The sequence below is a fragment of the Sphaerotilus sp. FB-3 genome, assembly GCF_023706025.1.
GTDB classification, from domain to species: domain Bacteria; phylum Pseudomonadota; class Gammaproteobacteria; order Burkholderiales; family Burkholderiaceae_C; genus Sphaerotilus; species Sphaerotilus sulfidivorans.
Genome location: NZ_BQWE01000002.1, coordinates 1 through 14,643, shown reverse-complemented (window position 1 = coordinate 14,643; position 14,643 = coordinate 1). Strand labels below are relative to the sequence as shown.

Annotated in this window: 12 protein-coding genes; 2 read left to right on the top strand and 10 right to left on the bottom strand. The window is 69.1% G+C overall.

Annotation, left to right across the window (positions count from 1 at the left end; genetic code table 11):
- Positions 1-4: 4 nt before the first annotated feature.
- The 7 genes from NFT33_RS00400 to urtA all read right to left on the bottom strand — a co-directional run bounded on the left by NFT33_RS00400 (position 5) and on the right by urtA (position 8,069).
- Positions 5-1,498 carry an RCC1 domain-containing protein gene (locus NFT33_RS00400; RefSeq protein WP_251672518.1) on the bottom strand — a complete coding sequence of 498 codons (1,494 nt, stop codon included), beginning with the start codon at positions 1,496-1,498 and terminating at the stop codon, positions 5-7.
- A gap of 139 nt (positions 1,499-1,637) precedes the next feature.
- Positions 1,638-2,315 carry a glutathione S-transferase gene (locus NFT33_RS00395; RefSeq protein WP_251672517.1) on the bottom strand — a complete coding sequence of 226 codons (678 nt, stop codon included), beginning with the start codon at positions 2,313-2,315 and terminating at the stop codon, positions 1,638-1,640.
- A gap of 66 nt (positions 2,316-2,381) precedes the next feature.
- The gene (gene urtE, locus NFT33_RS00390) at positions 2,382-3,074 is read right to left on the bottom strand and encodes an urea ABC transporter ATP-binding subunit UrtE (RefSeq protein ID WP_251672516.1); all 693 of its coding nucleotides are present in this window, start codon (positions 3,072-3,074) and stop codon (positions 2,382-2,384) included.
- A 31-nt stretch (positions 3,075-3,105) separates the two neighbouring features.
- Complete coding sequence (urtD, locus tag NFT33_RS00385) at positions 3,106-3,984, bottom strand: urea ABC transporter ATP-binding protein UrtD (RefSeq protein ID WP_251672515.1); 879 nt, start codon at positions 3,982-3,984, stop codon at positions 3,106-3,108.
- Positions 3,981-5,102: an urea ABC transporter permease subunit UrtC gene (urtC, locus tag NFT33_RS00380; RefSeq protein WP_251672514.1), complete on the bottom strand. Its 1,122-nt coding sequence runs from the start codon at positions 5,100-5,102 to the stop codon at positions 3,981-3,983. Before urtC ends, urtD begins: the two co-directional genes overlap by 4 nt.
- A gap of 11 nt (positions 5,103-5,113) precedes the next feature.
- The gene (gene urtB / locus NFT33_RS00375; RefSeq protein ID WP_251672513.1) at positions 5,114-6,697 is read right to left on the bottom strand and encodes an urea ABC transporter permease subunit UrtB; all 1,584 of its coding nucleotides are present in this window, start codon (positions 6,695-6,697) and stop codon (positions 5,114-5,116) included.
- A 94-nt stretch (positions 6,698-6,791) separates the two neighbouring features.
- The gene (urtA, locus tag NFT33_RS00370) at positions 6,792-8,069 is read right to left on the bottom strand and encodes an urea ABC transporter substrate-binding protein (RefSeq protein WP_251672512.1); all 1,278 of its coding nucleotides are present in this window, start codon (positions 8,067-8,069) and stop codon (positions 6,792-6,794) included.
- A gap of 286 nt (positions 8,070-8,355) precedes the next feature.
- On the opposite strand from urtA, the gene galU reads away from it, so the two are divergent.
- Together galU and NFT33_RS00360 are read left to right on the top strand one after the other, a co-directional pair.
- Complete coding sequence (gene galU / locus NFT33_RS00365; RefSeq protein ID WP_220786247.1) at positions 8,356-9,234, top strand: UTP--glucose-1-phosphate uridylyltransferase GalU; 879 nt, start codon at positions 8,356-8,358, stop codon at positions 9,232-9,234.
- Positions 9,235-9,247: 13 nt separating this feature from the next.
- Positions 9,248-9,634 (top strand): DUF2177 family protein, encoded by a 387-nt coding sequence (locus NFT33_RS00360; RefSeq protein ID WP_037479230.1) that lies wholly within the window; start codon positions 9,248-9,250, stop codon positions 9,632-9,634.
- 158 nt (positions 9,635-9,792) lie between these two features.
- Here the strand turns inward: NFT33_RS00360 and NFT33_RS00355 are convergent, their stop codons facing one another.
- The 3 genes from NFT33_RS00355 to NFT33_RS00345 all read right to left on the bottom strand — a co-directional run bounded on the left by NFT33_RS00355 (position 9,793) and on the right by NFT33_RS00345 (position 14,337).
- Positions 9,793-10,506, bottom strand: coding sequence for a PEP-CTERM sorting domain-containing protein (locus tag NFT33_RS00355; protein WP_251672511.1), 714 nt, complete (start codon positions 10,504-10,506; stop codon positions 9,793-9,795).
- A 103-nt stretch (positions 10,507-10,609) separates the two neighbouring features.
- Complete coding sequence (locus tag NFT33_RS00350) at positions 10,610-13,513, bottom strand: EAL domain-containing protein (protein ID WP_251672510.1); 2,904 nt, start codon at positions 13,511-13,513, stop codon at positions 10,610-10,612.
- A 2-nt stretch (positions 13,514-13,515) separates the two neighbouring features.
- The gene (locus tag NFT33_RS00345; RefSeq protein WP_251672509.1) at positions 13,516-14,337 is read right to left on the bottom strand and encodes an alpha/beta fold hydrolase; all 822 of its coding nucleotides are present in this window, start codon (positions 14,335-14,337) and stop codon (positions 13,516-13,518) included.
- Positions 14,338-14,643: the final 306 nt, after the last annotated feature.

Here is a 14,643-nt window from a genome sequence, read left to right as displayed (position 1 = left end):
GCCGTCAGGGCGAGGAGGTCAGCACCGGCGAGGGGACCAGGCCAGGGGTCTGGTAGCCCCAGGCGTAGACCGTGCCGTTGGTGCGCACCACCACCGAATGGTCCTCCCGCGTCGCCATGGCGCGGATGCCGGTGAGCGCCGCACCCTGCGCCGTCTGGGCGCGCACCGGGTAGACGACGGCCGCGTTGATGCCGCCCATGCCGAGCTGGTTCTTGCCGCCCACGCCCCAGACGCTGCCGTCCGTCTTCAGGAACAGCGTGTGGCTGGCGCCCGCCACCGCGGCGACCACGCCGGTCAGCGGCACGCCCGCCGACGCCAGCACCCGCACCGCCCGCATGGACGAGGCCGAGTAGCCCACGGTGCCGATGCCGAGCTGGCCGTAGCCGTTGTAGCCCCAGGCGTAGACGGTGCCGTCGCGCAGGACCGCCACCGAATGCGTCGAGCCGGCGGCGATGGCCGCGACATTCGTCAGCGGCACGCCGGCCGCGGTGAGCACCGGCCGGGCCAGCGAGCGGTAGAACGCGGCGGTGCCGTTGGCGAGCTGACCGTACTGCTCGGTGCCCCAGGACCAGACGGTGCCGTCGCCCTTGAGCGCCAGGGCGTGCAGGTTGCCCGCACCCGCGGCCACCTTCACGACCCCGGTCAGCGGGGTGCCGGCGCTGGTCAGCACCTGCGCGGCATGCAGCCCCGGCTGCGCGGAGGGCGAGCACAGCCGCGCGTCGGTGCCGAGCACGCACATCGTGTTGCCGCCCCACGCCCAGACGGTGCCGTCGGAGCGGGCCGCCACGGCGAAGTCCCCGCCCGCCGAAGCCGAGACCATGCCGCCGACCGCCACCCCGCTGGCGTAGCGCACCGCCACCGGATAGCGGCGGTAGGCCGTGCCGCCGTCGCCGAGGCGGCCGTCGCCCCAGGTGAGCAGCGTGCCGTCGGTGCGGCGGGCGAGCAGGAAGTTCATCCCCGCCGACAGCTCGGCCACGCCCGCCAGCCCCGCCCCGGTCGCGGAGACCTTGGCGCGCGAGAGCTTCTCGGTGCTGAAGGCGGTCGGGTTGGCACGCAGGTTGGGCAGCGTGCTGCCCCAGTTCCAGACGGTACCGTTGTCGCCGATCACCTCGCTGTGGCCCGAGCCGGTGCTGGCCGACGCGAAGCCGGGCACGACCGTCAGGCGCGCGGCGGCGCTGGTCACCGTCACGCCGGCCGAGCGGACCTGCACGCTGTAGAGCGCGTTGTCGTCGGACAGGGTGGTGGCCGGCGTGGTGTGGCTGGCGGCGGTGGCGCCCGCGATGGCCACCCCGTTGCGCCGCCACTGGTAGGTGATCGCGGTGGCCGGCGCGGCCGAGACCGCGCGCACGGTGAACACCGCCGTGCCGCCGCGCTGCACGCCCAGGGCCGCGGGCTGCTGCGTGATCGAGGGCGCCCCCGCCCAGCCGGCCAGGCATGCGGCGGACAGGGCCGCGGCCAGGGATGGCTCGCGCAGACGGACCAGACGGCTTCGGGACATCGCTTCCTCCTTGCCCAGCCTGCCACGCGCCCGGCGACACCATGACCCGGACCGGCCACAACGGCTGGTACCGTCAAGTCTTCTGCCCGCGTCCCGGCGCCGCAAGTGACCAAAGTCCCTCCCGGACGAAGGGCCGATGTCAGGCAAGCGCGTAAGGGCCGCCGCGCGCCAGGGCCTGCCGGTAGGCGGGCCGGGCATGGATGGCCTGCAGCCAGCGGTGCAGCGCCGGGTGGGTGTCGGCGCGCAGGCCGGCGCGCTGCGCGGCGGCCTCCAGGGGGAAGCTCATCATCACGTCCGCCGCCGTGAAGGCCTCGCCGGCGAACCAGGGCCGCGCCGACAGCTCCGACTCCATGAAGGCGAGCTGCCGCACGAGGTTGGGCGTGACGAAGGACGACAGCACCCGGTCGGCGATGCCCCGGGCCACCGGCTTCGCGAAGAACGGCATCGGCGCGGACGCCACCTTGTCGAACACCAGCTTGAGCAGCAGCGGCGGCATGGCCGAGCCTTCGGCGAAGTGCAGCCAGTAGCGGTGGCGCAGGAACTCGGGCGTGCCCGGCGCGGGCCGCAGCGGCGTGCCGGGGCAGGCGTCGAGCAGGTACTCGACGATGGCGCCGGTCTCGGCCACGGTCAGCCCGGTGGCGTCATCGGCGATGACCGGCGACTTGCCCAGCGGGTGGACCTGCAGCAGCGCGGGCGGCGCCAGCATCGTCTGGGGATCGCGCGCATGGCGGCGCACGTCGTAGGGCAGGCCCAGTTCTTCCAGCAGCCACAGCACGCGCTGGGAGCGGGAGTTCTCGAGGTGGTGAACGGTCAGCATCGGGCGATGCTAGCCGGAAGGCGGGAGGCCGGGAGTCGACAGGGCGATCCCCGGCACGGGCCCCGCTCAGATCGCCATGCGCTGCCGAACCCCTTCGGCCTCCATGTCCTTGCCCCGCCCCCGCTGGATGATCTCGCCGCGCTCCATCACCAGGTACTGGTCGGCCAGCTCGGCGGCGAAGTCGTAGAACTGCTCGACCAGCACGATGGCCATGTCGCCGCGGTCGGCCAGCATGCGGATGACGCGGCCGATGTCCTTGATGATGCTGGGCTGGATGCCCTCGGTCGGCTCGTCGAGGATCAAGAGCTTCGGCCCCGGCGCCAGCGCACGGGCGATGGCGAGCTGCTGCTGCTGCCCGCCCGAGAGGTCGCCGCCGCGGCGGTGCATGAACTGCTTCAGGATCGGAAAAAGCTCGAACAGCTCGGCGGGAATCGGTGTGCGCGCCGGCCGGCTGGCCAGGCCCATGCGCAGGTTCTCCTCGACCGTGAGCCGGCCGAAGATCTCGCGGCCCTGCGGCACATAGCCCATTCCCTTGCGCACCCGGTCGTAGGAGGTGTCCTTCGAGATGTCCGCGCCGTCCAGCGTGACGGCGCCGCTGCGGATCGGCACCACGCCCATCAGGCTCTTCAGCAGCGTGGTCTTGCCCACGCCGTTGCGACCCAGCACGACCGTCACCTCGCCGAGCCTGGCCTCGAAATCCAGCCCGCGCAGGATGTGCGAGCCGCCGTAATACTGGTGCAGACCGGAAACCTTCAGCATCGCGTCGCTCCTTTCCTGATGAATCTGGGCATCATCGGCCGAGGTAGACCTCGACCACCTTCTCGTTGGCCTGCACCTCGCTGAGCCGGCCCTCGGCCAGCACGCTGCCCTCGTGCAGCACGGTGACCTTCTTGCGCCCCTCGGTGAGCTGGTCGACGAACTTCATGTCGTGCTCGACCACCACCAGCGAGTGCCGGCCCTCCAGGCTCAGGAACAGCTCGGCGGTGCGCTCGGTCTCCTCGTCGGTCATGCCGGCCACCGGCTCGTCGAGCAGCAGCAGCTTGGGGTCCTGCATCAGCAGCATGCCGATCTCCAGCCACTGCTTCTGGCCGTGGCTCAAGAGACCTGCGGTGCGCTGCGCCTCGCCCTTGAGGTGGATGAGCTGCAGGATCTCGCCGATGCGGTCGAGCTGCTCGCCCGAGAGGCGGTGGAAGAGGCTGGCGCGCGCACGCCGGTCGGCCTTGAGCGCCAGCTCCAGGTTCTCGAACACGCTGAGCTGCTCGTAGACGGTGGGCTTCTGGAACTTGCGGCCGATGCCGATCTGCGCAATGTCGTTCTCGCGCAGGCGCAGCAGGTCGATGGTGGAGCCGAACGAGGCCTTGCCGGCGTCCGGCCGGGTCTTGCCGGTGATGACGTCCATCATCGTCGTCTTGCCGGCGCCGTTCGGGCCGATGATGCAGCGCAGCTCGCCGACGTTGATCGCCAGGCTGAGCTTGTTCAGCGCCCGGAAGCCGTCGAAGCTGACGGTGATGTCGTCGAGGTAGAGCGCCACACCCTGGGTGAAGTCGGGCTGACCGGCCTGCAGCAGGCGGCCGAAGGAGGCATCACCGCCGGAGGCGCCGGCCTGCTGGGTGCGCGCCTCGTGGCGCTCGCGCACCTCGCGCATGGATTCCATCAGGTCGGGCGTCATGCGCGGGTCTCCTTCTTCTTGGACGAGAACTTGTCGAACAGGCCGACGATGCCCTGCGGCAGGAACAGCGTCACCGCGATGAACAGCGCGCCGAGGAAATACAGCCAGAACTCCGGGAAGACCTGGGTGAACCAGCTCTTGGCGCCGTTGACGAAGAAGGCGCCCAGGATCGGGCCGATCAGCGTGGCGCGCCCGCCCACCGCCGCCCAGATCGCGATCTCGATCGAGGCCGCGGCGCTCATCTCGCCGGGATTGATGATGCCGACCTGCGGCACATAGAGCGCCCCGGCCACCGCGCACATCACCGCCGACAGCGTCCAGATCGCCAGCTTGTAGGCCAGCGGGTCGTAGCCGGTGAACATCACCCGGCTCTCGGCGTCGCGGATCGCCTGCAGCACCCGGCCGAACTTGCTGTGCACGATCCAGCGGGCCATCAGGTAGAAGCCGATCAGCGTCAGGCCGGTCAGCACGAACAGCATCATCCGGGTCTCGGGCAGCGCGATCGGCACGCCCAGGATGCGCTTGAAGTCGGTGAAGCCGTTGTTGCCGCCGAAGCCGGTCTCGTTGCGGAAGAACAGCAGCATCGCCGCGAAGGTCATCGCCTGCGTGATGATCGAGAAGTACACGCCCTTGATGCGGCTGCGGAAGGCGAAGAAGCCGAAGACCAGCGCCAGCAGCCCCGGCACCAGCACCACCATCGCCATCTGGAACAGGAAACTGTCCGAGAAGGTCCAGTGCCAGGGCAGCTCCTTCCAGTCCAGGAAGACCATGAAGTCGGGCAGATCGCTCTTGTAGTTGCCGTCGCGGCCGATCTGGCGCATCAGGTACATGCCCATGCCGTAGCCGCCCAGCGCGAAGAACAGGCCGTGGCCCAGGCTCAGGATGCCGGTGTAGCCCCAGATCAGGTCCATCGCCAGCGCGCAGATGGCGTAGCACATGATCTTTCCGATCAGCGCCACCGCGTAGTCGCTGAGATGGAAGGCGTGGCCCTCGGGCACCACCAGGTTGAGCAGCGGCGCCAGCACCGTCACGGTGATGGCGGCGGCCATCACCGCCGCCCAGCCCTTCGGGCCGAGCAGCAGGCCGCGGCGCGGCGTCAGGTCCAGGGAAGAAGTCATCGGGATGGCACTCATGCTTCGGCACTCCGGCCCTTCATGGCGAACAGGCCTTGCGGACGTTTCTGGATGAAGATCACGATGCACACCAGCACCATGATCTTGGCCAGCACCGCGCCTGCGAAGCCCTCGAGGAACTTGTTGAGCACACCCAGGCCCAGCGCGGCGTAGACCGTGCCGGCAAGCTGGCCCACGCCACCGGTGACCACCACCATGAAGGCGTCGACGATGTAGCCCTGGCCCAGATCGGGCCCGACGTTGCCGACCTGGCTGAGCGCGCAGCCCGCCAGACCGGCGATGCCCGCGCCGAGGCTGAAGGCATAGGTGTCGATGCGCGCGGTCGGAATGCCGACGCAGGCGGCCATGCGGCGGTTCTGGGTGACACCGCGCACGAACAGGCCCAGGCGCGTCCTGTTGATCATCAGCGTCACGCCCGCCAGCACCAGGAAGGCGAAGGCGATGATGGCCAGCCGGTTGTAGGGCAGGATCAGGTTGGACATCACCTGCACGCCGCCCGACAGCCACGCCGGGTTCTCGACCGCGACGTTCTGCGCGCCGAACAGGCTGCGCACGCCCTGCATCAGCACCAGCGAGATGCCCCAGGTGGCCAGCAAGGTTTCAAGCGGGCGGCCGTAGAGCCAGCGGATCACCGAGCGCTCCAGCGCCGCGCCCACCAGCGCCGACACCAGGAAGGACACCGGAATCGCCAGCACGATGTACCAGTCGAAGGCTCCGGGCAGGTACTGGCGGAACAGGTTCTGCACGACGAAGGTGGCGTAGGCGCCGATCATCATCAGCTCGCCGTGCGCCATGTTGATCACGCCCATCAGGCCATAGGTGATTGCCAGGCCGAGCGCCACCAGCAGCAGGATCGAGCCCAGGCTGGCGCCGGTGAACAGCACGCCCAGCCGCTCGCCCCAGGCCAGACGACCCTCGACCGCGTCCAGCGCCGTCATCAGCGCGCCGCGCACCGCCGGGTCCGTCTCGACGCCCGGGGCCAGGCGCTCCTGCAGCAGGCTCTTCACGGCCGGCTCGCTGCTGGCGGACAAGGCCTGCGCCGCAGCCAGGCGCTTGGCGACATCGGACGACGAGACCAGGATCGTGGCGCGCATCACTTCCAGCCGCGCCTTCAGCGCAGCATCGCTCTCGGCGGCCCAGGCCTTCTCGATCAGCGGCAGCTGCGCCTCGTCGAGCGACTGCTTGCGCAACTCCTCGACCGCCTCGGCGCGCACCTTCGCGTCGGGCGAGACCAGCTTGAGCGCGCCCAGCGCGGCTTCGAGCGCACCGCGCATGCGGTTGTTGTTGACGACATCCTCGGCCGCCTCCGGCAGCTCGACCGCCTGCTCGGTGCCGGCGACGACCACCTTGTCGCCCTGCATCTGGAACACCCGCCCGTCGAGCACCTTGACCTCGCCGTCGAGCAGCGCGCGCACGAAGCCGGGCAGCTGGGCGTCGCCCGCGGCGGCGGCCTGGTTGAGCGCCTCGATGCGCGCATCGGTCTCGCCGCTGGCGATCGCGGCGGCCTGCTCGGGCGTGAGCGCATGGGCGACGGGCAGGCAGCCGGCCAGCGCGAGGGTCAGGATTCGCAGGAATTTCACGGCAGGATCTCGTGTCGAGGCCCTCGGCACGGCAAGCCGCGACGATGGCCGTCAGGAAGGCGCCCGGCGCGGGCCGTTCAGGCCCGCCGCACGCTCACTTCTTCTCAGGCACGTTCTTCTTGCCCTTGTTCTCGGCGATGTAGTCGCTCCACGGATCGGCGACCACCGGGCCCGGGGTCTTCCAGACCACGTTGAACTGGCCGTCGGCCTTCACTTCGCCGATGAAGACCGGCTTGTGCAGGTGATGGTTTTCCTTGTCCATCGTGGACGTGAAGCCGCCCGGCGCCTTGAAGGTCTGGCCGGCCATCGCGGCGATGACCTTGTCGGTGTCGGTGGACTTGGCCTTCTCGACCGCCTGCGCCCACATCTTGATGCCGATGTAGGTGGCTTCCATCGGGTCGTTGGTCAGCGGCTTGTCCTTGTGGCCGGCGATGTTCTTGGCCTTGGCGTAGTCGCTCCACTGCTTGATGAAGGCGGCGTTGGTCGGGTTCTTGATCGACATGAAGTAGTTCCACGCCGCCAGGTGGCCGACCAGCGGCTTGGTGTCCACGCCGCGCAGCTCTTCCTCACCCACCGAGAAGGCCACCACCGGCACGTCGGTCGCCTTCAGGCCCTGGTTGCCCAGTTCCTTGTAGAAGGGCACGTTGGAGTCGCCGTTGATGGTCGAGACCACCGCGGTCTTCTTGCCTTCGCTGGAGAACTTCTTGATCTTGGCGATGATCGACTGGTAGTCGCTGTGCCCGAAGGGGGTGTACTCCTCCATGATGTCCGAGTCGGCCACGCCCTTGGACTTCAGGAAGGCGCGCAGGATCTTGTTCGTGGTGCGCGGGTACACATAGTCGGTGCCCAGCAGCACGAAGCGCTTGGCCGAGCCGCCGTCCTTGCTCATCAGGTATTCCACCGCGGGAATGGCCTGCTGGTTGGGCGCCGCACCGGTGTAGAACACGTTCTTCGACAGCTCCTCACCCTCGTACTGCACGGGGTAGAACAGCAGCGAGTTCTTCTCCTCGAACACCGGCAGCACCGACTTGCGCGACACCGAGGTCCAGCAGCCGAACACCACCGAGACCTTGTCCTGGTCGATCAGCTGCTTGGCCTTCTCGGCGAACAGCGGCCAGTTGGAGGCCGGATCGACCACGACCGGCTCGAGCTTCTTGCCCAGCACACCGCCCTTGGCGTTGATCTCGTCGATCGTCATCAGCGCGACGTCCTTCAGGACGGTCTCCGAGATGGCCATCGTGCCCGACAGGCTGTGCAGGATGCCGACCTTGATGGTGTCGGCGGCCTGGGCCAGCATCGGCAGCGTGGTCACGGCGACGCCCAGGGCGACGGCGCTGAGCTTGGCGGCAAAGGAGCGACGGGAAGCTTGCATGACAGGTTGACTCCGGGAAGAGGCTGAGAAGCTGACGGTGTGCGTTGGCAGCGTTGGAATGGAGTCAGTGTCGAAGTCGCGGCCGATTCGTGAAATACGCCGGATGGCGTAGTGTTTCTCCCCCCTGGATGTGCGCGACAGCGCGCGGCAGCCGATCAACTTTCATGCAGTCCCCCTGGCTCTGGTGCAGACTGCATGGCAGCAGTCTTGCCTTTCCCTCGCCCATTCACTCTCCCCTTTCCCCTTCTTCTGCAACGTCAAGCCAAGAGCACGGAGCACACACGTGATGACGACCAAGATCACCAAGGCCATCTTTCCGGTGGCGGGTCTGGGAACCCGCTTCCTGCCGGCCACCAAGGCCCTGCCCAAGGAAATGCTGCCGGTGGTGGACAAGCCGCTGATCCAGTACGCGGTCGAGGAGGCCTATGCCGCCGGCATCCGAGAGATGATCTTCGTCAACGGCCGCAACAAGCGCGCCATTCCCGACCATTTCGACACCGCCTACGAGCTCGAGACCGAGATGGAGGCCGCCGGCAAGACCGAGCTGCTGGAGACGGTGCGCTCGATCAAGCCCGACGACATGCACTGCATCTACCTGCGCCAGCCCAAGGCCCTGGGCCTGGGCCACGCGGTGCTGTGCGCCGAGCCGGTGGTGCGCGAGGAGCCCTTCGCGGTGCTGCTGGCCGATGACCTGATGGTCGGCGAGCCGCCGGTGCTCAAGCAGATGGTCGAGCAGTTCCGCGAATGGCGCACCTCGATCCTGGCGGTGCAGGAAGTGCCGGCCGAGCACACGAAACGCTACGGCATCGTCTCCGGCCGCCCGGTGGGCGAGCGCATGCTCGACCTGACCGGCATCGTCGAGAAGCCGGCGCCCGAGGTCGCGCCCTCGCGCCTGGGCGTGGCCGGTCGCTACATCCTGACGCCGGGCATCTTCAAGGAGATCCGCAACCAGCCGCGCGGTGTCGGCGGCGAGATCCAGCTCACCGACGGCATCGCCGGCCTGCTGCGCCGCGAGAAGGTCTTCGCCTACACCTACCAGGGCCAGCGCTACGACTGCGGCAGCAAGGAAGGTTTCCTGCAGGCCAATGTCGAGCTGGCGCTGGCGCACCCGACGCTGGGCGCCGAGTTCAAGCGCTATCTCGACGCCCGCTACGGCGTGGCCTGAGGAAGATCGCCCGATGCTGTGGCTGAAGGCCTGGGGCGCGGCGCTGCTGGCCGTCGGCGTGCTCGACGCGCTGTGGCTGGGCTGGCTGGCGCGCGGCTTCTATGTGCGCGAGCTGGGCGACCTGATGACGCCGCAGGTGCGTGCGCTGCCGGCGCTGCTGTTCTATGTCGGCTATCCCGCCGGGCTGGTGACGCTGCTGCTGTGGCCCCGGCCCGACGCGATGGGCGAGGCGGTGCTGCGCGCCGCACTGATCGGCCTGCTGGTCTACGGCACCTACGACCTGACCAACATGGCGACGCTGCGCCACTGGAGCCTGCGCCTGGCGCTGGTCGACATCGCCTGGGGCACGCTGGTCAGCGCCGCTGCCGGCGCGGCCGCCTTCGCGGCCACACGTCCCTGATTCCAGCCCCCTGGTTCCAGCCCCCTGGTTCCAGCCCGGAATCCAGGCCAAAAAAAAGCCGCTCCCGGCATGGGAGCGGCATCAAAGGTACGGATTGAAGAGACAAAAGAGCAAGAACAAAGAGCGACGGTCGGCAGGGGGACCGACCGGAAGATCGATCAGGCGCGCGGGCGCGACCTGACACGAACCAGCACGCCGAGGCCCAGGGCCATCAGCGCGAAGGATGAGGGCTCCGGCACCGAAGCGACGGAGAAGTCGATGGCCACCAGCGGCGCATTGCTGCCATCGATGCTGTAGCGATTGCTCAGCGTGAACTGCAGATGCTGGGTGCCGGCCGGCAGCGCAAAAGGCTGCCAGCCCGAGTCGCCCGACCAGCCGGCCGCCAGGATGTCGGACGCCCGCCAGACATCGGGATTGGCGGTGTCGCCGTCGTAGACCACGGACACGCTGTCGTCGTAGGCCGGAATGCCCGGGCCCGCGTCCGAGTACAGATAGTCCGCCGCCAGCAGACGCAGGAACAGCTTGTCGCCAGCCGCCGAAGGCAGATCCAGCGTGAACTCCGCCTGGCTGCTGTGGCTCACCGGCGTGGTGGTCCCGGTCGGGGGCATCGGGCCCATCTGCAGCAGGCCGAAATAGCCGCCGCTCACCGGCGTGACGGTGGTGGTGTAGGCAAACGACGGGTCATGATCGTCGGTCAGCGTGACGGTGTAGCTGCCCTGCGCCGTCAGCGTCACACCATCGGCGCTGACCGTCCAGCCCTGCGTGTCGCCCGACTCGAAACCGGCCGGCGCAGCATGTGCCGGCAGCCCGCCCAGGCACGCGGCCAGAGCCAGCGCGGCGGGCTTGCACAGTGACGACAGTGACTTGAACATCGGGTTTCTCCTGAAACTGCAGATCCGTGAGATCGGATGCTGTGCAGTCTAGAAAAAACGGCCGGCGTTCGATGGACGGAATACCTCGCGTCGCCCGGCCAATTCAAGTTTGGTGCCGGCCTGATTCCTTCATTTCAGGCGCTGACTCCAGCAGATTCTCGAGCGGCTCGGGCCGATGGAGCAGGAAACCCTGCGCCCGGCTCACACCCATGGCCTGCAGCCGCTGCAGCACCTGCGGGTGATCGACGAATTCGGCCACCGTGGACAGGCCCATGACCCGGGCCACATCGACGAAGGAACGCACAGCCGCCTCGTCGAGCGGATCGTCCAGCAGGTCGCGCACGAACTGACCGTCGATCTTGAGCCAGTCGACCGTCAGATGCTTCAGGTAGCCGAAGGAGGAAGCACCGGCGCCGAAGTCATCCAGGGCCACCTGCACGCCGTGCTCGCGCACCTGGCTGGTGAAGCGGGCCGCCTCGCTCATGCTGCCGATCGCGGCGGTCTCGGTGATCTCCAGGCAGAGCTGACGGCAGATCGACGGGCCCGCCCGCTCGAGCATGTCCAGCACATCCTGGCAGAAATGGCGGTCGCCGATCGACTGGCCCGACAGGTTCACCGACAGCAGCCAGGGCGGCGCCGCGGCCGGCTGCCGGCCCAGCGCCTGCAGGCTGAGCTGCAGCACCCGCCGGTCGATGCGCGAGGCCAGGTGGAAGCGCTCGGCCGCGGGCAAGAAGGCGCCCGGCGCCACCAGCTGGCCATCGGGCTCGCGCAGGCGCACCAGCACCTCGGCATGCAGCGCCGGCCGCGCCTGCGCCGGCTCCGGCCGGCACGGCAGGATGCGCTGCGCATGCAGCACGAAGCGGTCCTCGTCCAGCGCCTGCTCCAGCCGGGAGGCCCAGCGCATCTCGCCGTGGCGCTGGCGCACCGCCTGGTCGCTGTCGAACCAGACATGCACCCGGTTGCGCCCGGCCTCCTTGGCCGCGTAGCAGGACACATCGGCCGCCTGCATCAGCGCGGTGATGCTGCGCCAGCGCCTGTCCAGCGGCACCAGGCCGACGCTCGCCCCCACCCGGAAGCGCCGCTCGTCATGGATGAAGCGGAAGGCATCGAAACGCTCGCAGATCAGATGCGCGACCCGCTGCGCCTGGGCCTCGTCGCAGTGCTCGAGAATCACCGCGAACTCGTCGCCGCCCAGCCGGGCCAGCGTGTCGCGGCTGCGCACCGTCTGGCGCATCAGCCGCGAGACCTGCTGCAGCAGCAGATCGCCGGCCGCATGACCGCAGGCATCGTTGACCAGCTTGAACTGGTCCAGATCGATGAACAGCAGCGCATGGTGGCTGCCCTCGCTCTGGGCACGCAGCAGCGTGCGCTCCAGCCGCGCCTCGAACTCCATCCGGTTGATCAGCCCGGTCAGCGCATCATGGGAGGCGCGGTAGCTCATCTCGCCGGCCATGCGGCGCTGCTCGGTCACGTCGCGGAAGACCAGCACCGCGCCATGCACACGGCCGTCGGCACCGCGGATGGCCGCGGCCGAGATCTCGACGCCGGCCTCGCTGCCATCGCGCGAGATCAGCAGCGGCGCCCCGGTCTCGGCCGCAGCGCCCATGCCACCATTCAGGCTCGGCACAACCGGATCCGGCAGCGGCCGGCGATCGCGTTCGTCGACCGCCTGGAAGACCTGCATCAGCGGCCGGCCGGCGGCCTCGGTCTGCAGCCAGCCGCTCAGCCGCTCGGCCACCGGGTTGAGCCAGGTCACCCGGCCCGCGACATCGGTGGTGATGACCGCATCGCCGATCGACTGCAGCGTCACCCGCAGCAGCTCATGCTGCTCGGCGAGCTGAGCGGCGAGCTGGTGCAGCTCGGCACGCTCGCGCACCCGTTCGCTGATGTCCTGCACCGCGCCGATCAGTCGCACCACCCGGCCCTGCTCGAACTCCACCCGGCCGAGCGCACGCACCCACAGCACCGCACCGTCGCGGCGTCGCAGCTGCAGCTCCAGATCCCAGCCGAGGCCTTCGGTGATGCCGCGCTGCACCGCTGCCTCGATGCGGTGCCGATGCTCGGGCAGGAAGAAGCCGATGGCCTCGTCGAGCGCGGGCTGATAGCCCGGTGGCACGCCGTGAATCCGGCAGGTCTGCTCGGACCAGTAGAGCAGCGGCTGCAGCGGATCATGCAGGTCGACTTCCCAGCCACCGACACCCGCCAGCTCGTTGGTGCGGTCCAGCAGTGCCTTGCTGCGGCGCAGCGCTTCCTGCTGGCGCTGGATCGGGTCGATGTCGATGTGGGTGCCGAACATCCACTCGGGCTGGCCGTCGGGCGTGCGCGAGATCACCCGCCCGCGCTCCTGCACCCAGACCCAGCTGCCATCGAGACGGCGCAGCCGCACCTCGTCGACATGAGTCTCGCTGCGGCCGGCGAAATGGCGCATCAGCCGGCGCAGCGTGCGCGTGCGCTCGGCCGGATGGGCGATCTCGAGGCGGAAGCGGTGATCGAGCCGCAGCGGCCGCGCCTCGCCCGGCGCCAGGCCGAGAATGCGCCAGCCGCGCTCGTTCAGGCGCAGCTCGCCGGTCTGCACATTCCACTCCCAGGTGCCGGCATCCGTGCTCTCGATCAGATGCTGCAGCCGCTGGCGGGCCTGGACCAGCTCGGCCTCGAAGCGCTGGCGCTCCCGGGCCGGGAACAGCACCCAGGTGAAGCGCTGGCCCGCCGGATCGGGCGCGTCCTGCGTGCGCCGGGCACTGAGCAGCACCGGCAGACGGGTGCCGGCGGCTTCGCGCAGCATCAGCTGCAGCTCGTGCACCCGCTGCTGATGCAGCAGCAGCGGCCAGACATGGGTCTGCAGGAAGATCCGGCTGGCCGGCACCAGCAGCAGCTCGAGGCGCCGGCCGATCCAGTCGGCCGACTCGCCGCCGACCCAGGCCAGCAGCTCGGCGTTGAGCTCCTGCAGCAGACCCTGGCCGTCGGTGACCAGCACCGCGCAGGGCAGCGCATCCAGGCCAGTCGGCATGATCAGGTGCCGATGTCGGTGCCGGGCTGGCCCAGGAAGTCGCGCATCGCCGCAATCACCAGCTCGGGATGGCTCAGGTGCGCGCAATGGCCGGCCACCTCCAGCACCCGCAGCGTGCTGCCGGCAAGCTGGCGGTGCAGGTAGTCACCGACCTCGGGCGGCACCAGCGCGTCGTGCGCATGCTGCAGGATCAGGCTCGGGCAGCTCACCCGGGGCAGATCGGCGCGGTTGTCGGCGAAGAAGGTTGCCCGGGCGAAGACGCGTGCAGTCTGCGGATCGGTCGAGCAGAAGCTGTCGTGCAGCCGGTCGCTGGTGGCCTCGCTGCCACCGGAGACCACCGGGGCCAGATGATCGGCCCAGCCGATGTAGTTCTGGTCCATCAGCGCCAGCAGGCCCTCGAGATCCTCGCGCTCGAAGCCGCCGTGATAGTGCGGCGGATGATTCAGGAAACAGGGCGAGGGGCCGACCAGCACCAGCCGCTCGAACAGCCCCGGCCGGGCGATCTGCGCCAGCATGCCGATGCTGCAGCCGACCGAATGGCCGACAAAGGTGACGCCGCGCTCCAGGCCGAGCGCATCGCAGACCTCCAGCACATCGCGGGCATAGCCTTCCAGCCGGGCATAGCGGCTCGGCATGAAGGCGGAGCGGTCGGAGCGCCCGCTGCCGACATAGTCCATCAGCACCTGCCGATGGCTGTGCGCGAAGCCCGGCGTGACACCCGACCACATGCCCTGGTGGCAGCCGAAGCCGTGGCCGTACAGCAGCACCGGCCCCTGCTCGCCGATGCAGTTGACATGGTTGCGCTCGAGAATGGATGGGGACATGGCCGCTCCGGATCAGGTCGGTCGCACATTGTCCGGCGACTCGGCATCACGACGCTGCCTGATCTGCAAGTCATGCGCGGGATGAGGTGATTTGGGGTGATTTGGCGCATCACAGTACCAATTGGCCGCCCAGCCGGCTCATGCCATACCAAGGATGGTTGACATCCTCCCCGCCCTAAAGGACGGGGATTCCGGCGGGCACGACCGCTTGCGCGGCCGAGCTTTCGGCGGGTTCCTGCTTCCTCGCGGCTGCGTGTCGTCCCCTCACGGGTCTGGCACGTCTGACCTCCGCTCCACAGGCTTCGG